Below are 18,470 nucleotides of genomic sequence, written 5' to 3' on the forward strand. Positions count from 1 at the left end.
GAGACGGTCAGCGTGCTTCGGGCAGGTCGTACGCCACGCCGGTCCACGCCTCGGACCGCTCCCACAGGTCCGCCGCGGCCTCCCGGTCGCGGGAGAGTTCGTTCGACTCGGTGACCTCGGGGGCGCCGCGCATACCGAGCAGTCCGCCCGGTCCGACGAACTCGCCGCCCGACAGGTCGGGCGCGGTCGCCGCGTAGACGGTGGGGAGCGCGCCGGCCGCGGCCGACTGCGCCAGCACCGCGTTCGCGGCCCGCATCGCCAGTCGCTTCACGCGTGAGCCGTCCGCCTCGGGGCCCCGGAGCTGGAGGTTCGTGTCGGCGTACCCGGGGTGACAGGCGAAGCTCCGGACGGACGCGCCCGCGGTCGCCAGCCGCCGGTCGAGCTCGTAGGCGAACAGCAGGTTCGCGAGTTTGCTCCGACCGTACGCGTCCCAGCGGTCGTAGTCGGCCGCGGCGTCCTCGCCGCCCGCGGCCGCCTCGAACTCCGCGTCGCCGCGCTCGTGGAGGCCGCTGGAGACCGTCACGACGCGAGACGGGCCGCGACCGTCGTCGTCCGCCCCGGCGCTCGGGATCCCCTCCCCGGCCCGGAGGTCGTCGAGCAGGTGGCCGGTGAGCGCGAAGTGCCCGAGGTGGTTGACGCCGAACTGGTACTCGAAGCCGTCTCCGGTCTCCTCGTAGGGGAGCGCCATCACGCCCGCGTTGTTGACGAGGAGGTCAAGCCCGTCGTACGCCTCGTCGACGACGGTCGCGAACGAGGCGACGGAGTCGAGGTCCGCCAGGTCCAACTCGCGCACGTCGAGCGACCCGGACGCCGTCGCGTCCCGGATCGACGAGACCGCGTCCGCGCCGCGGTTCACGCTCCGGCAGCCCATCACCACCGTGGCGCCGTGGTCCGCGAGGATCCGGGTCGCCTCGTAGCCGATGCCGCTGTTCGCACCGGTCACGACCGCGGTGACGCCGTCGAGGTCGGACACGTCCGTCTCGTTCCAGCCGCTGCCGAACATGCCCGGGGTTTGGCCCCGAGCAGTATCGGTCTGTCGCCGCCGACGCGGGCGTCGGCTCCTCGCCGGAAGGGTACGCTTTAGGCGACCGCCTCGGAACGCCGGGACATGGAACGAGTAGCGATCATCGGCGCGTCGATGACGCGCTTCGGCGAGCGGGACGGCTGGGTCCGCGACCTCCTCGCGGAGGCGGGGGAAGCCTGCCTGCGGGACGCGGGCGTCGCCGGCTCCGACCTTGACCACCTCTACGTCTCGAACATGGCGAGCGGCGAGTTCGAGGGCCAGACCGGGGTCCCGAACGCGCTCGCACACGATCTGAACGCGATGCCGGCGTACACCGCCCGGATCGACCAGACCTCCTCCTCGGGCGGCGCCGGGGTCTACGCCGCGTGGCAGTCGGTCGCCTCCGGCGCGTCCGACCTGACGATGCTCGTCGGCGGCGAGAAGATGACCCACCGGACCACCGCCGAGGCGACCGACGTCATCGCCTCGCTGACCCATCCGGCGGAGTACAAACACGGCGTCACGCTCCCCTCCTTCGCGGGCATGACCGCGCGGCTCTACCTCGACACCTACGACGCCCCGCGCGAGAGCCTCGGCAAGGTCGCGGTGAAGAACCACAGAAACGGCGTAGACAACCCCCACGCGCAGTTCCGGAAGGAGGTCGACCTCGAGACGGTCCTGGAGTCGCCGATCGTCGCCGACCCCCTCCGGCTCTACGACTTCTGCCCCATCACCGACGGCTCCGCGGCGCTTTTGTTCTGTCCCGCGGACGTGGCCGAGGAGTACGTCCCGAAAGACGACTACGTGACGATCGAGGGGATCGGGGGCGCGACGGACACCCACGTCGTCCACGAGCGCGCGGACCCGACGACGATGGGCGGCGTCGCCGACTCCTCGGACGACGCCTACGAGATGGCCGGCCTCGGCCCCGACGACGTGGACGTGGCCGAACTGCACGACATGTTCACCATCCTCGAGTTCCTCCAGAGCGAGGACCTCGGCTTCTTCGAGAAGGGGAAGGGATGGAAGGCGGTCGAGGAGGGCGTGACCGATCGCGACGGCGACCTCCCGATCAACACCTCCGGCGGCCTGAAGTCGAAGGGCCACCCCCTCGGCGCCTCCGGCGTCGCGCAGGTGTACGAGATATTCGCCCAGCTCACCGGCCAGGCCGGCGACAGACAGGTCGAGGCCGACGTGGGACTGGCGTGTAACGTGGGCGGGTTCGGCAACTGCGTCACCACCGCGGTGATGGAGGGGCACCGATGAGCGACGCGGACGAGGCCGGCCGCGACGAGCGGGGCGCCCCCGCCTTCGAGGCCGCCGAGTACGCCAGCGGCGCGGTGTCGTACCCGCCGCATCCGGTCGGGCCCGAGGGCACCGAGCGCGTCGGGGCCGTGGACCTCTCGGACCGCGAAGCGACCGTGATCACGTGGACGGAGTCGACCGCGACGCCGCCCGGGGTCCGCCAGCCCAACACGCTCGCCATCGTCGAGTTCGAGATGGACGAGGGCTACGACGGCCCGCCGGTGCGCGCGCTCGGGCAGGTCGTCGAGGGGCAGGACGTGGAGATCGGCGACACTGTCGCCCCGACCTACGCGGAGGAGCTGCGCGAGCCGGGCGCCGGCATCCGCGAGCCGGCGAGTCAGGACTGGGACGGCTTCCGGTTCGAGCCGGTCGAGTAGCGCGGGTCAGGCGTCCGCGTCGGAGTCCGCCTCGTCGGAGTCCGTTTCGTCGCTGTCGGCTTTTCTGACGCTCTCGTCGCTGTCGGCTTTTCTGTCACCGCCGCCGCTGTCGGCTTTTCTGACGCTCTCGTCGCTGTCGGCTTTTCTGTCACCGCCGCCGCTGTCGGCTTTTCTGACGCTCTCGTCGCTGTCGGCTTTTCTGTCACCGCCGCCGCTGTCGGCTTTTCTGTCACCGCCGTCGCTGTCGCCGCCGTTCCTCCCGTCGGCCTCCCGGCCGCGCTTCCGCCGGTCGAGTTCCCGCTTGATCGAGTCGAGTTCCGACTCCACGTCGACCGTCGGCTGGTCCTCGTCGTCCTCGGTTTCGTCCCCATCCGCGTCCGTATCGCCGTCGCCGTCGCTCTCCCCGCCGCCAGCCGCCTCGTCGGGTTCTCGGACGTCGATGCTCACCGGGCCGGTGTCGCCACGGGACTCGTCGCCGGGTGCAGAGGATCCCCTCCGACGGCGCTCGCCGTCGCGGTCGGCGCGCCGCTCGCGCTCCTCTCCGATGCGGGCCTCTATCTCGGCGGAGAGGTCCCGCGCGTCCTCCAGGATCGACCGCGAGGCGGCGTCTTCCGGAAGGTCGGCGTCGTCGAGCGCGCGCCGGAGCTCGGTGAGCGACCGGGCCAGCCCGCGCTCGGCCTCCGAGCGCACGCCCGCGAGCCCCTCGCGCGTCGCGTCCGTGGCCGCTCGTCCGAGCACGCCGCCGCTCGAGCGCGCGTCGTCCCCCGACTCGCGGAGGTCGCGCTCGGGGTCGACCAGTCTGAGCGTCGCCCGAAGCAGTTCCAGCGACTTGATCGTCGTCTCCAGGGTCGCGATCAGCGTCGGGATGGTGTACTGCTCGGTGAACCGCAGGAGCTCGGAGAGCCGGGGCGGTCGCGGCAGTCCCGGCGGCTTCGGGGGGCGTGGGAGGGGGCTTGTGGTGGGCGGGCCGCGTCGGCCGCGGTCGCGTCGGTCGCGCGTCCGTCTCTCGCTCGCTGCACCGTCCCGGAGTTCCGCCCGGAGGTCGCGGAGCGTCGCCTCCAACTCGTCGAGGCGCGCCGCCAACTCCGCCTCCGTGGGCTGTCGGTCGGAATCGTCGCTGGCGTCCTGCGGACCGTCGGCGTCGTCGCGGGGGCTCATGACCTGACGGTTGGAACGCCGGGGTGAAAGCCCTCCCGGCGAGTCGCTTCGACGGCGCCGCCCGGACGCCTAAATACGGGAGCGCACCAGACGGAGCGTGGTCTGAGAACGGCCCGCGTCGGTCACGGCTGGAGCGCGGCGCGCCGACGCGAGCGACCGGGACACGCGCCGCCTGTTCGCCCTCCACACCGCCAGCTGCGGCTCCGCGTGCGTCGGCCGGGTTATAGCTCCAGCCCGCGGATCGCCACGCCCTCGCCGTCCTCGACGCGGCCGATCACGCGGCCGTCCGTCGCCTCGGCCAGCGCCGCCGCGGCCTCGGGGTCCAGCGCCGCCACGAAGCCGGTGCCCATGTTGAACGTCCGGTGCATCTCCTCGTCGGAGACGTTCCCCTCGGACTGGACGAACTCGAAGACCGGCTGTACGTCGAAGGGATCCTCGACGACGTATCGGTGGTCGCCGAGCCGCTCCAGGTTCGTCCAGCCGCCGCCGGTGACGTGCGCGGCGCCGCGGACGCCGTGCTCGCGCATCGGGGTCAGGAGGTCGGTGTAGATCCGCGTCGGCTCCAGCAGCGCCTCGCCCAGCGTGTCGTAGCCGTCGAAGGGACACGGGTCGTCGTAGCCGTGGTCGCGCGTTACGGCCTCGCGGGCGAGCGTGAGGCCGTTCGAGTGGACTCCGGAGGAGCGCCAGCCGACGAGCGCGTCGCCCGGCTCCGCCGCGCCGTCGAAGACGCCGTCCTTCGCGGCTAGCCCCGCGCAGGCGCCGGCCAGGTCGAGCCCCCGGATCACGTCGGGCATCACCGCGGTCTCGCCGCCGACGAGTTCCACGTCCGCCAGCTCCGCCGCCCGGTCGAGCCCCTCGCCGACCTGCTCCGCGAACGTCTCGTCCGGCTCCTCGACCGCGAGGTAGTCGACGAACGCTACCGGACGGACGCCCGCGGCGACGAGGTCGTTGACGTTCATCGCCATGCAGTCGATGCCGACCGTCGAGTAGTCGCCGAGCGCCTCCGCGACCAGCAGTTTGGTCCCGACGCCGTCGGTCGCCAGCGCGAGGTAGCGGTCGCCGATGTCCAGCAGGCCGGCGTAATCGCTGCCGTCCCCGTCTCCGGCGCCGACTGCGCCCACGAGCGCGGCCGTCGCGGCCTCGCTCGCCTCGATGTCGACGCCCGACTCCGCGTACGTGAGCCCCTCCTCGTCGCCTTCGCTCATGCAGGTGAGGCTGCCGCCGCGCGACTAAAGCGCGTCGGTATCAGCACGAATATCTACAGGTCTACGTCTAAACGAGGACAGAAAAGGCACGTTCTTGGATCGGAGCGGCTACTCCGTCTCAGAGCGCGTACGCCGCGCCGCCGGCCATCAGGAACCCGACGGTCGCGGCCGCGGAGACGGCGAAGGAGACCGCCCACACGGGCTTGCTCCACCCCAGGACGGTCTTCCCGTCGAGCGGGCCGTAGGGGATCAGGTTGAACGCCGCGAGGAACAGGTTGATCGCCACGCCGCGGGCGCCGACCAGCGCCAGCAGCGGCGACGAGACCGCCAGCCCGGCCGCGAACGCCGGCAGGAAGACGACGCCGAGCGCGAGGTTGACGGCCGGCCCCGCGAGCGCGATGTGACCGTGCTCCTCGGGAGTGAGCCGGCCGCGGTGGTGGACCGCTCCCGGCGCCGCGAAGATGAAGCCGATCATCGCGGACATCACGGCCAGGAACAGCATCCCGCGGTCGGCGCGGAACTCCGCGACCTGTCCGTAGCGGACCGCGACCGCCTTGTGGGCCACCTCGTGGAACAGAAACGCGACGCCCGCGGTGAGCAGGCTGACGACGAACAGCAGGGCGCCGGTCGGCGAGAGCAGTCCCGTGACGGCGGCGATCCCGCCGCCCTCGAAGAACACCGCGAAGGCGACGCCGAGCGCGAGCCACGCGACCAGCAGGTCCCGGATCTCGGTCCCGCTGAAGCGCAGGCCAGCGACGGTGCGCCCCTCGGTTCGGGCGCTCATCCCGCGACCACGCTCCAGATCAGGTCCGCGCTGTTTCTGGCCCCCTCGACCATCAGCCGCGAGACGGCCCCCACGCCGCCCAGTTCCGCGCCGAACAGCGGCAGGACGTAGACGGCGAACAGGAAGCTCGCCACCATGCTCCCGACGTTGGTCATCGCGACGACCATGATCAGCCGGAACAGCGGCACGTCGAACATCTCCGAGAGGATCTCGGTGACCGGCCGCGTCTCGTCGCTGAGCAGGTCGTTGAGCGTCCCGATGTCGCCGACGTTGACCCGGAGGTGTCGCAGCTCGACCCAGCCGGCGAACCAGCCCGGTGCGAGCAGCGGGTTGATCGAGGTCATCCACGCGACGGCGCCGCCGACGCCCGCGGAGAGCCAGCGCGCGCCGGCGAGCTTCGCGCAGCCGAACGCGAAGACCGCGTTGATCAGGAACCACGCGCCGAACAGCCGGAGCAGGAAGCCGTCCTGCACGCCGGCCATCGCCAGCAGGACGAAGAACGTCACGAAGGCGATGCCGATGGCGTAGCCGAGCGCCTTCCCCCACGGGAAGCCGCGACCGGTCTCTTCACCCACCAGGTCGTCCATCGGGGGGAGACTCGCCGGGTCCGCGAGGTAGCCCTCGATCCCCTGCCGGTGGCCCGCGCCGACGACGGCGAGCACGTCGAACCCCTGCTCGCGGAGCGCGACCAGTTTGTGGGCGATGAAGGCGTCCCGCTCGTCGATCAGCGCTTCCGCCCCGCCGGGCGAGAACTGCCGGAACTCCTCCATCATCATCGTCACCACGTCGGTGTCGGTGAGGTCGGACATCTCCAGCTCCTCGATGCCGCCCGCGTCGGTCGGCTCCGGCCCGGTTCCCACGAGTCCGATCAGGCCGGCCGCGAGGAGGCCGATGGTGAGCCCGCCGGCCAGCCCCAGCCCGAGGCTCCCGACGATGCGGATCGCGAAATCGCCGAGGGACGCGGCGACGTAGGGGTCGAGGACGCCCGAGAGGGCGACGGCGCCCGCGGTCGCGAGCCCGGTTCCGACCCCGGCGTAGAGCCGCGCGTCCGGTTCCAGCGCGACCGCGCCGGCCTTCTCGACGAGCACTCCCGCGAGCACGCCCGCGGCGACTCCCGCCGTAACGCTCGTCAGCAGGGCGTCGGTGACGCCGAGGTAGCCGCCGAAGAGGCCGATCGCGGGCCCGAGAACGATACCGACGAAGAGCCCGGCCATCACGCCGACGATTCGGGGGTCGGTCACCCCGAACGCGAGTCCCCCGATCATGCGGAGCTTCTCGGGGATCGTCATCCGGGCCCAGAAGCGCTGGATCGTGGTCTGGATGTCGCGGTCGACGAGCGCCACGTCGATCCCGAGCGACTCCGCGGTGTCGACCGCGGCCAGCATGTCCGCGCCCGGCTCGATGTCGAAGCGGTCGCCGAGCTGGGCCTGCACGTACGAGAGCATCCAGTAGGCGAGGAACTGGAAGACGGTGTTCCCGCGGAGCAGGTCGCTCGCGTCGAGGTCCTCCGGCGTCTCGCCCTGCATCTGTCTGTACCGTCCCTCATCGAGTTCGACGGCGACCACGTCGGGGCGCTCCCGCTCGATGGCCTCCTCGACCTCGGTCACGGAGTCGGCTGAGACGTGTGCCGTGCCGACGACGGTGACGGAGCCGTCCCCGTCTCGCGCGGCGGCCGCGTTCGCGGAGGCGGCGTCCGTGGTCGGACCGGGAGGCGGGCCGTCCGCGCCCGGGTCGTCCGGCGTCTCGGTCATTGGCGTCCGCTACTGTTCCCCCGCGTATAGGGGTTGTGAGTCGGACGCGAACCGGTGACACGGCCGGGAGCGGGCGGTCGGGCGGTCGACCGCGCCGAAATCCCCCTCATCCGTCCAACAGATTTGTTACGGTGCACGACCGAGAGGCGGTTATGTCCCGGCTGTTGCCCTCCCCGCCGGACCTCTCGCTCGGCGACCGCGACCCCCGCGTCGTGGGCGTCGAGGACGAGGACGCCGACGAGCTCATCGCCGCCCTCTCCTCCGAGACCGCGCGGAACGCCCTGACCGCCCTCCACGACCAGCCCGCGACCACCTCCGAGCTGGCCGACGAGCTGGACACCTCCCTCCAGAACGTCCAGTACCACCTCGGCAACCTCCGCGATGCCGACCTCGTGGAGGTCGTCGACACCGTTTACTCCGAGAAGGGCCGCGAGATGAGCGTCTACGCCCCGGCCGACGAGCCCCTGGTCCTTTTCGCGGGACGCTCGACGGATTCCGGCGGTCTCAAGACCGCCCTCAAGCGGCTGCTCGGCGGCTACGGGCTCCTCGGGCTCGCGGCGCTCGCCGCTCAGTCGATCCTCTCCGTGACGGTCCCGGGCGGCGAGGCCGGCGCCGGAGGCTACGACGTCCGGTCGACGGACGGCGGCGCGGAGTCGGCCGACGCCGGATCGGGGGGAGACGACGCGGGGATCTCCGCCGAGGAGACGCCCGCCATGACCGAGGAGGCCTCGACCGCGGGCGACGGCGGCACGTTCGAGGTGGTGTTCGACGGGAGCGCGGCCGAGCGGGCGGAGCTGGCCGCCGAACACGCGGTCTCCCTGCTTGAACCGGGCATCGTCTTCTTCCTCGGCGCCGCGCTCGTGTTCACGCTCGCGTGGGCCTACTGGTACCGGCGGGACCTGCGTCGGCCGTCGTAGATCGCCGGGGGCTGAGCCGGCCTCGTAGCCGGGGCTCCCCCCGCCGACGAACCGGGCGGGAGGGACGCGACGCGTAACTATACCCGTCTGCGGTCACAAAATAGGGTATGAACCACGACGCGGAGGTCGTCGCCATCGGCGCCGGCGAGAGCGCGGAGGGGGACAGCGTTCCGGCGGTCGTCCTCGCCGTCCGCGAGGAGGTCCTCCCCATCTTCGTCACGCCGAGTCAGGCCCACTCGATCGGCATGGTGCTCCGCGGGGAACCGTTCGACCGCCCGCTGACCCACGACCTGCTGACGGAGGTGTTGACGGAGTTCGGCGGCGCGGTCGACCGGGTCCGGATCGACGACCTCTCCGAGGGGACGTTCTTCGCGAAGGTCGACGTGGAGCGCTACGACGACGGGCGCGCCGAGCGGTTCGTCTTCGACGCGCGCCCCTCGGACGCGCTGGCGCTCGCGGTCCGGAGCGAGTGCGAGATCGTCGTCAGCGACGAGGTCGTCGACGAGGCGGGGCGTCCACCCGAGGCGATCGGGTTCGACGTGGAAGACGAGATCGACGGCTTCGGCTCCGACGAGGACGACGGTCCCTCGTTCGGGAGCGACCCCGACGACCCCTTCGGTCGCTGAGTCCGCGGCGATCGCCCACATTCTTGCCCCGGCCGCGCCGAGGAGGCCCATGGCCGACTCCGCGACGCTGTCCGACTCGCACACGGAGATGACGGAGCTGCTGTTGCCCAACGACACGAACAACCTCGGGCGGGCGCTGGGGGGCGCCGTGCTCCACTGGATGGACATCTGCGGCGCGATCGCCGGAATGCGCTTCGCGAGCCGCCAAGTCGTCACCGCCTCGATGGACCATGTCGACTTCATCACGCCCATCGAGATGGGCGAGGTCGCCGTCGTGGAGGGGTACGTCTTCAACACCGGACACACCAGCCTCGACGTGAAAGTCGACGTCCGCGCGGAGAACCCGCGGACCGGCGACGAGCGGCGCACGACCACCTCCTACTTCACCTTCGTCGCGCTCGACGAGCGAGGCGAGCCGGCCTCGGTTCCGGAACTGGAGTGTCCCACGGCGGCCGAGGAGGCGCTCCGAGAGGAGGCGGTCGAGGGGCGCCGCGAGCAGCTGGAGGAAGTCGTCGACCGCTACGACCTCTGAGGGCAGCGTCATTCACCGCAACGCAAACCGTTAGGGCGCCGGTGACCGGATCGAAGGGCATGGAACTCACCGACCGACTGCGCGGCGTCACCCCGCCGCTCGTCACTCCCTTCTCGAACGGTGCAGTCGACCACGACGCGCTGACCGCGGTCGTCGAGCACGCGGTCGCCGGCGGCGTCGCCGGCCTCTTCCCGAACGGCACCACCGGGGAGTTCGCCAGCCTCGCGGACGCGGAGCGCGCGGCGGTCGTCGAGACGGCGGTCGCGGCCGCGCCGGCGGACGTACCGGTGCTGGCCGGCGTCGCCGACACCGCGGTCGCGGACGTGCTCGCGCACGCCGACCGGGCGGCCGACGCGGGCGCGGACGCGGTCGTCGTCACGCCGCCGTACTTCCACGGGCCGAACGGCGGACCCGAGGCGAGCCGAGGGGACGGCCTCCGGTCGTTCTTCGAAACCGTAGCCGACGAGGCGACGCTGCCGGTGTTCCTCTACGACATCCCGTCCTGTACCGGGACGGCGATCCCGACTCCGACCGCGCTCTCGCTCGCGGAGCACCCGAACGTCGTCGGGCTGAAGGACTCCTCGGGCGACTTCGGGAGCTTCTGCCGGCTGGTGCGCGAGGCGCCCGACGACTTCCTGGTGTTGCAGGGGTTCGACAACCTGCTGTACCCCTCGCTGCGGGTCGGCGCTGACGGCGGGGTCCACGCACTCTCGAACGTGGCTCCGGAGGCGTTCGCCGACCTCTACGCGGCCGCGACCGCCCCGGAGGCGCCCGCGGAGAACGCGGACGGAGACAGGGCCGTCGCCCTCCACGAGGCCGTCGGCACGCTGTTCGACGCCTGCCTCGACGGGGGGTTCGCGCCCGCGACGAAGGCCGCCCTCGTCGATCGCGGCGTCCTCGAGGACGACGCGGTCCGGCCGCCGCTCTCGACGCTCGACGACGACGGGAGACGTACGGTCGCCGCGGCGCTGTCGACGCTCGACGGCGTCTGAGAGCCGGGAACGACCCGTGGACACCGACGACGCCGGTGTCCGGCGCGGAGGAGGGTGCCTCTGACGACCGCCCTCGGAACCACAGTAGAGGGGACCACGAATAAGAGCCGACCCTACGATGTTTGGGTTCCGTCGCTCTCCAGGTAGGCGGCGACGAGCTTTCGCTGTGCGTGCCGGAGGTGCTCGTGAAACGTCGGCGCCGCGATGTCGAGCAGGTCCGCGACCTCCTCGGCGGTCGACACGCGGGGCCACTCGAAGAAGCCGGCGTGATGGGAGGTCTCGACAGCCTCCCGCTGGCGTGCGGTCAGCGACTCGTCGAGCCCCTCCCGGAACCGCAGCCCCGAGACGCCGACCGGTTCGCCCTCCCGCTGGGCGCGGAGTGAGACCCGGCCGCCGTACGCCTCGTCGATCCGGTCGATGAGGCCCCGAGCGCTCGTCCCGGTCGGCAGGGCCACGGTCGCCGACCCGCGACCCGACTCGGCGGTCCCCCCCGTGAGCGTGCCGCCGTAGTCGGCGACGAGGGCCGCCAGTGAGCGGTCGTCCACGCGGACCCGCACGACGCCCTCGTCGCCGCGCTCCGCAACCGGCGTGACCGCGACGCCCGCTTCGGCGGCGTGGGACCGGAGGTCTCCGACGCGGTCGGCCGGGACTCGGAGGAACTCGACGAGCCCGCCGTCCCTCTCGACGACCCCGTCCAGCCGCACGGCGGCGTCGATCGCCGCAGAGGCGTCCACGTACGTCGCTCCCGGGGCCTCGAGCGCGAGCTCGACTTCGGTGACTGCGTCGGTGAGTAGCGCGTGACGCCGCTCCGCGGCGCTGATCGCGTACCCGATGGTCTCGCCGAGCTCTCGGAGCACGGAGCGCTCGCGGTCGTCGAAGGCGCCCGGTCGCGGTGCGTACACGCAGAGAACGCCGTACGTGCGACCGCGGTACCTGAGCGGGATCCCCGCGGCGGAGTGGTGGCCGTGTTCGACGGCCTCAGCGGGTCGCGCCGCGTTCTCCGCGTCGGCGGTCATCCGATCGACGACCTTCACCTCGCCGTCGCGCATGGCCGCCGCGGCGGTCGCCCACTCCGAGGGCGCGTCCGCTCGTTCCACGAGGTACTCCCCTCCCTCGCCGGCGTGCGAGCGCGGGACGACGCCGTTCCCGCCGTGGTCGAACTCGCCGATCCAGACGAACCGGTACGGCTCGGCGTCGGCCAGTCGCTCGCAGACTGCGGTCTCGATGCCTTCGCGCGTCTCGGTCCGGACGAGCGCCTCGTTCACCTCGCGGATCACCGCGTTGATGTGGTTGAGCGTCTCGAGGCGGTCGGCCTGCCGTTCCAGCACGCGCTCGCGACGGCGCCGCTCGGTGATGTCCCGACCGGTCCCGGCGATCACGGTTCGGTCGTCGCCCGTCTCCAGTACCGCCCCGGTGAACTCGTAGGGGATCCGCTCGCCGTCCGCGGTCAGCAGATCGGCCGTTGCCTGCGTCCGGCCGGCCTCGACCGTCCGACCGATCGCTGTCGCGATGCGGTCGCGGTCCTCCGGTGCGATGAACGACGTCGGCTCCATCGTGGCGATCTCGTCCGGGTCGTAGCCCGTCACCGCGACCAGTCTGTCGTTCCACGACAGCATCGTGCCGTCCGGCTCGTAGACGTAGAGCAGGTCCGACAGCCGGTCGGCCACCGCCGGAAGGAACTCGTCGAACGCGGTCGACGCGCCGTTCTCGAACGCCGTCGTCGATCCCTCGCCCCGCGGCACGGCGGCCGTGTCCGCCTCTCCCGTGTCGGTGCCGGGTGCGTCGGCGAGGGCGTCGAACGCAGCTGCGACCTCGTCCGCCGCGTCACGAAGAGCGGCCGCGGGAGGGCCGTCGGCCGCGTCCGAGGACCCGCCGCTCGGGAGCCGGGTCGCGTGCGACGCGCCGGCCGCGAGCGTCGCGCCCACCTCGCCCGGGTCCTCGTGGAGTGCGACGACCGGGAGGTCGGGGGCGCGGTCGCGAACCGCGCGCACGCCCGCCCGGCCCGCGGCGGGCGCTACGAGAGCGCCGACGACCTCGGTCGACGCGGTCCCGGTCGACACGGCCGCGGCCACAGCGCCCGACAGTTCCGGGCGTCCGGGCCCTTCACTCGGGCCGCCCACCGACTCGACGCGGTACCCGTGTCGTGTCCGAAGACCCTCGTGAATTAGCCGGGTGCGCTCGCTCGCGCCGACGGCGAGCAGCGTCTGCCGCGTGTCCATCGGTCGACAGGTATTCCCCCAGCGACATAACAGTCGCTGGTCCGCGTCTGCGGGACGACGCGAAAATGAGGATCCGAGAGTCAGCCCACCAGCTCGTCGACGTTCGCGTGGTCCGCCAGCAGGTCGGCCATCGTCTCCACGGTGCGTTCGTCCCGAGTGCGGCCGCCCCGGACGATCGACTCCACACGCCCGATGGTCGTCGCGGTGTCGGCGTTGACCGCGAGGACGGGGACCCCCGCCTCTGCGGCCTTGCCGAGCACCGCACCGGAGGGTCGCTGGCCGCCGGTGAGCACCAGACACCGGACGCCGGAGGCGTCGAGCGCCGCGGTCTGGACGTCCGCGCGGTCCCCGCCCGTGATCACGGCGGCGTCGCGGGCGCGTCGGAAGTGGCGCAGCGCCTCCTCCCCGCTCATCGCGCCGACGAGGAAGCGCTCGACGAAGCCGTCGGTCGGGGCGTCGGTGAGCACCTCGGCGCCGAGCTCGTCCGCGAGGTCGCCGACCGTCACGCCGGCCAGTTCGCGGACGCGGGGGAGGACGCCCAGCACGGGGACGCCCCGCCCCTCGAGGAACGGGACGGCGTCCGCCTCCAGCCCGTCGAAGGCGGCGTCGGCGACGCGGTTGAACACGACGCCCGCGAGGCGGTCGCCCAGCGCGTCCGCCGCCGCCAGCACCTCGTCGAGGTCCCCCGGCTCGTCGTAGTCGGTCACGAGCACGACGCGCGCGTCGAGCAGTTCGGCCACGTCGGCGTCGGTGAGGTCGACGACGCCGCCGGTGGTCCACCGGCCGCCCCCCTCGACGAACATCGCGTCCGCGTCGGCCGCGAGGGCGTCGAACGATTCGCGGACGCGGTCGCGGAGCGCGCCGGGGTCCTCGGTACCCCGCACCGCGCCCTCCACGAACGTCGGCGAGTAGACGACCGGCTCCATCTCGTGGACCTCGGCGTCGAGGTCGAGCACCTCGCGCGCGAGCATCGGGTCGCGGTCGAGCGTCTTGCCGACGCTCGACTGAAGGCGGGTGCCCTTCGGTTTCATGTAGCCGACCGTCGCGCCGCGGTCGCTCGCCAGCCGAGCGAGCGCGAGCGTGATGGCCGTCTTGCCGGTGCCGTCGCCGGTCGAGGTGACGAGGGTCGTGTCAGTCATTGTCGGGGAGTTCCGCGGGGTCGACGGTAAGTCTAACGTCGACGGCGGCGACGCCGCGGTCGCCGTCGTCCGGACCGGTCGCTCCGTCCGCACCGCCGTCGGTCGGTTCGCCCTCAGCGGCGGCGCTCGCGTCGCCGGCCGCGTCGCCGCCCGCGTCGGCCGCAGGGAGCGCTACGAGGGGGTTCACGTCCAGTTCAACGATCGCCGGGAAGTCGGTGACGAGCTGGGAGAGGCGACCGATCGTCTCCACGACGCCGTCGACGTCCACCGGCTCGCGGCCGCGAGCACCGCGCAACAGGGGCGCCGACTGCACCTCCTCGGTCATCGTTCGGGCTTCCCGGTCCGAGACCGGCGCGACACGGAAGGTGGTGTCCTCCATCACCTCCACGAAGATGCCGCCGAGTCCGAACATCAGCAGGGGCCCGAACTGCGGGTCGCGGTTCATCCCGACGATGGTCTCGACGCCGTCCTCGAGGTCGACCATCTCCTGGACCTGCACACCGAGGATGGTCGCGTCCGGCTGGTAGTTCCGCGCTCTGGTGATCAGCGTCTCGTAGGTCTCCGCGGCGTCGGCCGCGCTCACGCCGACCGCCACGCCGCCGATGTCGGACTTGTGGAGGATGTCCGGCGAGACGATCTTCATGACCGCGTCGCCGTCGATCTCCTCGGCGACCATCTCCGCGTCCTCCGGGGAGTCGACGATCTCGCCGTCGGGCGTCGGGATGCCGTACGCGTCCAGCAGGTCCATCGCCTCGACGCCGAGGCGGTTGTCGTCCCGCTCCCGGACGCGCTGGAGGACCGAGAGCGCGCGCTCGCGGTCCACGTCGTAGGTCGTCGGCTCCGCGTACTCGCGCTCGCTGATCTCCCGGTAGCGGACGAGCGCGTCGAGGCTCCGGACCGCTCTGGCCGGGTCGAAGTAGCACGGGACGCCGACCTCCTGGAGGCGACGTTTGGGCTCGCGGGTGCGGTCGCCGCCCATCAGGCAGGCCGCGACCGGGACCGCGGCGTCGGCCTGTAGCTCCGCGAGGCTCTCCGCGAGGTCGTCGAAGGAGAGCACCGCGGTCGGCGCGGACAGCACCAGCGCGGCGCCGACGTTCTCGTCGTCGAGGACGATCTCGATCGCCTCGCGGAAGCGGTCGAGGTCCGCGTCGCCGATCACGTCGACCGGGTTGTGGACGTTCGCCTCCTCGGGCATCGCCTCGCGGAGGCGCTCGGTCGTCTTCGCGGAGAAGGAGGCCATCTCCAGCTCGGCGTCGCCGACCGCGTCCGTCGCCATCACGCCGGGGCCGCCGGCGTTGGTGATCACCGCGACTCGGTCGGTCTCGGGCAGCGGCTGGCTGCCGAGGATCCCGGCGGCGTCGAACAGTTCCTCGGTCGACTCCGCGCGGAGGACGCCCGCCTGGTCGAGGCCGGCCTCGTAGGCCTTCTCGGAGCCCGCGAGCGTCCCGGTGTGCGAGGAGGCGGCCTGCGCGCCCGCGCTCGTCCGGCCGGACTTGACCAGCACGACCGGCGTGTCCGCGGTCGCCTCGCGCGCGGCGTCGATGAACGCGCGGCCGTCCTCGATCCCCTCGAGGTAGCCGATGATCACGTCCGTCTCCTCGTCGTCGCCCCAGTGCTCGACGAAGTCCGTCTCGTCGAGGACCGCCTTGTTGCCCAGCGAGACCACGTCCTTGAAGCCGATCCCCTGGTCGTTGGCCCAGTCCAGCACCGCGGTGATGAACGCGCCCGACTGGCTCATGAAGGAGAGGCCGCCGGGGAGGGCGTTCTCCGGTCCGAAGGTGGCGTTCATTCCCGACGGCGTGGACATGACCCCCAGCGAGTTCGGCCCGACGACGTTGAGGTCGTACTCGTCGGCCAACTCCGCGAGTCGGCTCTCGCGGGCGGCTCCCTCGCCGCCGGTCTCGCCGAAGCCGGCGGTGATGACGACCACGTCCGTCACGCCGGCCTCGCCGCAGGCCTCCACCGCGTCGAGGACGATCGTCGGCGGGACGACGACCACGGCCAGGTCCGCGTCGGCGTCGGCCACCTCGGGCACGCACGGTTCGCCCAGCACCGCGTCGTAGTTCGGGTTGACCGGGACCGTCTCGCCGTCGAAGTCGGCGAGCAGGTTCTCGGTGATCGCGCGACCGATCGACCCCTCTCGGGGGGTCGCGCCCACCACCGCCACCCGGTCGGGCGTGAACAGGTCTGTGAGCGTTCCCATCGGTCGACGTTCGTCGGGCGGCGGTTTAAACCCGGTGTCACGGAGATCTATCGCTGATACACCCACGATCGATCAGTATTAATGCGAGGTTAGGGTGGAGATGTGGATCGATACTCCAGAGGCGGCGTGGTCCGAGGTGGGCGGTGTCTCGTTCCGCTCAGTGTGAGTGCACGACGGAGACCTCGATCGACTGCACAGCGTCGGGTTTTCTGTCTGCAAGCGACCTGCTGTGCTTGCCGTCACCAGTCAGAAGTCCCTCGACCGCTCGCTCTACGCTTTTTCCGGATCAGTCGAGCATCCTGCTGTGCTTGGTGCCAACACCCAGAAAGCCCTCGACCGCGGCCGGCCTCGCCCTTTCAGTCCGCCAGGGCCTAGCTCGTGGAGTTGGTCGTCGTAGCCGGTTGCTCGGTGATTTGCCACACCGGCTGTCGCCTTGAGCGTGGCCTCACGCCTCCCCAGCCTCAGCCGACCGCGGCCTCCGCGGTGCTCCGGCCGCGGTCGGGCTTCCCTCGCGCGCGTCAAGTCGCGCGCGCCAAGTGTAGGACAGCCGGCGAAGCGACGCGCCGCAACCGGCGAAGTTGGGCTGCACTCACGGCGGGAGTTCTTCGGGAGCCGCAAAAAACGTTCATCCACCGGCGGTGCGGTCGCAGTGCTGTGGCGGGGGTGTGCGGTCGGCGCGCGCCGCCGCGACCGCGCGAGGTCGCCAGCGCGCTACTGCACGCTGGCTGCTCGAAAATCTCCGATTTTCGGTGGAGGCCGCGGGCCGGGCGCACTGCGGTGCGTTGCGGTTCTGCGCCCGGCCCGTGGCCGAGGCTGGGGAGGCGTGAGGCTGCTGTGCGGTGCGGTCGCGGTGGGACTGAAAGGGGCAGCCGGCTCGATCCGGCCCCGGCACCGTAAGCACCGCAGCGAGCTGTGCGGGGAGCGAGGAGCGCAGCGCGTGTCGCGGCCGGTCGAGCCGGCTGGGGCTTTCTGGGCGTTACTGTCCAGATCAGCAGGAACAGCGGAGACAGATCCAGATCAGTAGTAGCGAGGGTTGTCTCGACCGTCCAACCGCATCCATCGCGATCAGCACCGCCAGTCGCGGTCGGTGTCGTTCAAACGCTCGCACCCGTCCTCGGTCACGACGACCAGGTCCTCGATGCGGACGCCAAACTCGTCGGGCAGGTAGATCCCGGGCTCGACGGAGAGCACCATCCCGGGCTCCAGCTCGCGCTCGTTGCCGGCCACCGCGTACGGTTCCTCGTGAACGTCGAGGCCGACGCCGTGGCCGGTTCGGTGGACGAACGCATCGCCGTAGCCCGCTGCCTCGATGACCTCGCGGGCAGCCGCGTCGACCGCCTCGGCGGGGACGCCCGGGCCGACGGCCGCGACGCCGGCCTGCTGGGCCTCGCGAACGACCTCGTGGACCTCGCGGTATCTCGCCGGGGGCTCGCCGTCGAAGACGAGCGTCCGGGTCTGGTCGGAGGGGTAGCCGTCGACGCGCGTACCGAAGTCGAGGACGATCGGCTCGCCGGCGCGGATCTCGCGGTCGCCGTGGCCGTGGTGCGGCTTGGCGCCGTTCGGTCCCGAGCCGACGATCGTCTCGAAGGAGGTGCCGCTCCCGCCCCGCTCGGTGAGCCGGTCCTCGATGAACGCCGAAAGCTCCGCCTCCGTCATCCCGACCGCGTCCGGGCCGAGGTCCCGAAGGTCGCCGACGACGGCGTCCGCGACCGCGGCCGCGCGGCGCATGGCGTCCAGCTCGGCCGCGTCCTTCCGGACCCGCAGCTCCGAGAGCACCTCGCTGGCGAGGCCGAACGACGCCGCGGGCGCCGCCGCGCGGAGGTCCTGCGTGAACGTCGCCCACATCGTGTCGTCGACGAGCAGGTGGCCGCCCCGAACGCCACAGTCCGCGAGCAGGTCGCGGACGCCCGCGACCGGGTCCTCCCCGTCGCTCCACGTGCGGATCTCCGCGACCGCGGTCTCCTCGCGCAGTTGCGTCTCGTAGAGATCGGGAGCGAAAAACGCCGCGTCGCCGTCGGCGGGCACCAGGAAGAGCAGATGGCGCTCGTCCGGCGACTCCGCGAAGCCGGTGAGGTACTGGAGGTTCCGACTCGGGAAGAGCACCAGCGCGTCGCCCGCGCCCGCCCGAAGCGCGCGCTGCGTCCCCTCGACGCGTCGGCGTCGGAGTTCCGCCTCGGTCCCGTGGTCGTCCGCGTCCGTCTCGCTCATGGGTCGTCGCTGTGGCGGCCGGCGCTTAGCTCCGACGGTACGGTGCGGCGC

The 18,470-nt window shown here is 72.0% G+C and carries 15 protein-coding genes; 6 read left to right on the top strand and 9 right to left on the bottom strand.

Annotated features, from left to right (window positions below):
* Positions 1–7: 7 nt before the first annotated feature.
* The gene (locus ACZ432_RS13420) at positions 8–1,003 is read right to left on the bottom strand and encodes an oxidoreductase (RefSeq protein ID WP_426961929.1); all 996 of its coding nucleotides are present in this window, start codon (positions 1,001–1,003) and stop codon (positions 8–10) included.
* 105 nt (positions 1,004–1,108) lie between these two features.
* On the opposite strand from ACZ432_RS13420, the gene ACZ432_RS13425 reads away from it, so the two are divergent.
* Entirely contained in the window at positions 1,109–2,269 is a 1,161-nt protein-coding gene (locus tag ACZ432_RS13425) for a thiolase family protein (RefSeq protein ID WP_058364992.1), read from the top strand.
* On the top strand, positions 2,266–2,685 hold the full coding sequence (locus ACZ432_RS13430) for a PhlB family protein (protein ID WP_426961928.1): 420 nt from the start codon (positions 2,266–2,268) through the stop codon (positions 2,683–2,685). Before ACZ432_RS13425 ends, ACZ432_RS13430 begins: the two co-directional genes overlap by 4 nt.
* A 6-nt stretch (positions 2,686–2,691) precedes the next feature.
* On the opposite strand, the gene ACZ432_RS13435 is transcribed toward ACZ432_RS13430, so the two are convergent.
* From ACZ432_RS13435 to ACZ432_RS13450, 4 genes are all read right to left on the bottom strand, one after another.
* A complete protein-coding gene (locus ACZ432_RS13435) occupies positions 2,692–3,843 on the bottom strand; it encodes a DUF7547 family protein (RefSeq protein ID WP_464378856.1) in 1,152 nt (383 codons plus the stop codon).
* Between the two features lie 221 nt (positions 3,844–4,064).
* Entirely contained in the window at positions 4,065–5,048 is a 984-nt protein-coding gene (gene purM, locus ACZ432_RS13440; RefSeq protein WP_426961926.1) for a phosphoribosylformylglycinamidine cyclo-ligase, read from the bottom strand.
* A 118-nt stretch (positions 5,049–5,166) separates the two neighbouring features.
* On the bottom strand, positions 5,167–5,832 hold the full coding sequence (locus ACZ432_RS13445) for a zinc metalloprotease (RefSeq protein WP_426961925.1): 666 nt from the start codon (positions 5,830–5,832) through the stop codon (positions 5,167–5,169).
* Positions 5,829–7,583, bottom strand: a complete 1,755-nt coding sequence (locus ACZ432_RS13450; RefSeq protein WP_426961924.1) for a TraB/GumN family protein — start codon at positions 7,581–7,583, stop codon at positions 5,829–5,831. Before ACZ432_RS13450 ends, ACZ432_RS13445 begins: the two co-directional genes overlap by 4 nt.
* Positions 7,584–7,735: 152 nt before the next feature.
* On the opposite strand from ACZ432_RS13450, the gene ACZ432_RS13455 reads away from it, so the two are divergent.
* From ACZ432_RS13455 to ACZ432_RS13470, 4 genes are all read left to right on the top strand, one after another.
* Positions 7,736–8,500 (top strand): ArsR/SmtB family transcription factor, encoded by a 765-nt coding sequence (locus tag ACZ432_RS13455; RefSeq protein WP_426961923.1) that lies wholly within the window; start codon positions 7,736–7,738, stop codon positions 8,498–8,500.
* Between the two features lie 107 nt (positions 8,501–8,607).
* Complete coding sequence (locus ACZ432_RS13460) at positions 8,608–9,126, top strand: bifunctional nuclease family protein (protein WP_426961922.1); 519 nt, start codon at positions 8,608–8,610, stop codon at positions 9,124–9,126.
* Between the two features lie 49 nt (positions 9,127–9,175).
* Complete coding sequence (locus ACZ432_RS13465) at positions 9,176–9,658, top strand: acyl-CoA thioesterase (protein ID WP_426961921.1); 483 nt, start codon at positions 9,176–9,178, stop codon at positions 9,656–9,658.
* Between the two features lie 59 nt (positions 9,659–9,717).
* On the top strand, positions 9,718–10,650 hold the full coding sequence (locus tag ACZ432_RS13470; RefSeq protein WP_426961920.1) for a dihydrodipicolinate synthase family protein: 933 nt from the start codon (positions 9,718–9,720) through the stop codon (positions 10,648–10,650).
* 113 nt (positions 10,651–10,763) lie between these two features.
* On the opposite strand, the gene ACZ432_RS13475 is transcribed toward ACZ432_RS13470, so the two are convergent.
* From ACZ432_RS13475 to ACZ432_RS13490, 4 genes are all read right to left on the bottom strand, one after another.
* Positions 10,764–12,869, bottom strand: coding sequence for a bacterio-opsin activator domain-containing protein (locus ACZ432_RS13475; RefSeq protein WP_426961919.1), 2,106 nt, complete (start codon positions 12,867–12,869; stop codon positions 10,764–10,766).
* A gap of 80 nt (positions 12,870–12,949) precedes the next feature.
* The gene (locus ACZ432_RS13480) at positions 12,950–14,008 is read right to left on the bottom strand and encodes a phosphotransacetylase family protein (RefSeq protein WP_426961918.1); all 1,059 of its coding nucleotides are present in this window, start codon (positions 14,006–14,008) and stop codon (positions 12,950–12,952) included.
* Positions 14,001–16,211: an acetate--CoA ligase family protein gene (locus ACZ432_RS13485; RefSeq protein WP_426961917.1), complete on the bottom strand. Its 2,211-nt coding sequence runs from the start codon at positions 16,209–16,211 to the stop codon at positions 14,001–14,003. Before ACZ432_RS13485 ends, ACZ432_RS13480 begins: the two co-directional genes overlap by 8 nt.
* 1,065 nt (positions 16,212–17,276) lie before the next feature.
* Positions 17,277–18,419, bottom strand: a complete 1,143-nt coding sequence (locus tag ACZ432_RS13490) for an aminopeptidase P family protein (protein WP_426961916.1) — start codon at positions 18,417–18,419, stop codon at positions 17,277–17,279.
* Between the last annotated feature and the right edge of the window lie 51 nt (positions 18,420–18,470).

The organism is Haloparvum alkalitolerans, from assembly GCF_055381565.1.

What these genes read in the sequence shown, in the direction of transcription:
- ACZ432_RS13420 (WP_426961929.1), bottom strand. Translation starts at nt 1,003, where the DNA reads ATGTTCGGCAGCGGCTGGAACGAGACGGACGTGTCCGACCTCGACGGC.
- ACZ432_RS13425 (WP_058364992.1), top strand. Translation starts at nt 1,109, where the DNA reads ATGGAACGAGTAGCGATCATCGGCGCGTCGATGACGCGCTTCGGCGAG.
- ACZ432_RS13430 (WP_426961928.1), top strand. Translation starts at nt 2,266, where the DNA reads ATGAGCGACGCGGACGAGGCCGGCCGCGACGAGCGGGGCGCCCCCGCC.
- ACZ432_RS13435 (WP_464378856.1), bottom strand. Translation starts at nt 3,843, where the DNA reads ATGAGCCCCCGCGACGACGCCGACGGTCCGCAGGACGCCAGCGACGAT.
- purM (WP_426961926.1), bottom strand. Translation starts at nt 5,048, where the DNA reads ATGAGCGAAGGCGACGAGGAGGGGCTCACGTACGCGGAGTCGGGCGTC.
- ACZ432_RS13445 (WP_426961925.1), bottom strand. Translation starts at nt 5,832, where the DNA reads ATGAGCGCCCGAACCGAGGGGCGCACCGTCGCTGGCCTGCGCTTCAGC.
- ACZ432_RS13450 (WP_426961924.1), bottom strand. Translation starts at nt 7,583, where the DNA reads ATGACCGAGACGCCGGACGACCCGGGCGCGGACGGCCCGCCTCCCGGT.
- ACZ432_RS13455 (WP_426961923.1), top strand. Translation starts at nt 7,736, where the DNA reads ATGTCCCGGCTGTTGCCCTCCCCGCCGGACCTCTCGCTCGGCGACCGC.
- ACZ432_RS13460 (WP_426961922.1), top strand. Translation starts at nt 8,608, where the DNA reads ATGAACCACGACGCGGAGGTCGTCGCCATCGGCGCCGGCGAGAGCGCG.
- ACZ432_RS13465 (WP_426961921.1), top strand. Translation starts at nt 9,176, where the DNA reads ATGGCCGACTCCGCGACGCTGTCCGACTCGCACACGGAGATGACGGAG.
- ACZ432_RS13470 (WP_426961920.1), top strand. Translation starts at nt 9,718, where the DNA reads ATGGAACTCACCGACCGACTGCGCGGCGTCACCCCGCCGCTCGTCACT.
- ACZ432_RS13475 (WP_426961919.1), bottom strand. Translation starts at nt 12,869, where the DNA reads ATGGACACGCGGCAGACGCTGCTCGCCGTCGGCGCGAGCGAGCGCACC.
- ACZ432_RS13480 (WP_426961918.1), bottom strand. Translation starts at nt 14,008, where the DNA reads ATGACTGACACGACCCTCGTCACCTCGACCGGCGACGGCACCGGCAAG.
- ACZ432_RS13485 (WP_426961917.1), bottom strand. Translation starts at nt 16,211, where the DNA reads ATGGGAACGCTCACAGACCTGTTCACGCCCGACCGGGTGGCGGTGGTG.
- ACZ432_RS13490 (WP_426961916.1), bottom strand. Translation starts at nt 18,419, where the DNA reads ATGAGCGAGACGGACGCGGACGACCACGGGACCGAGGCGGAACTCCGA.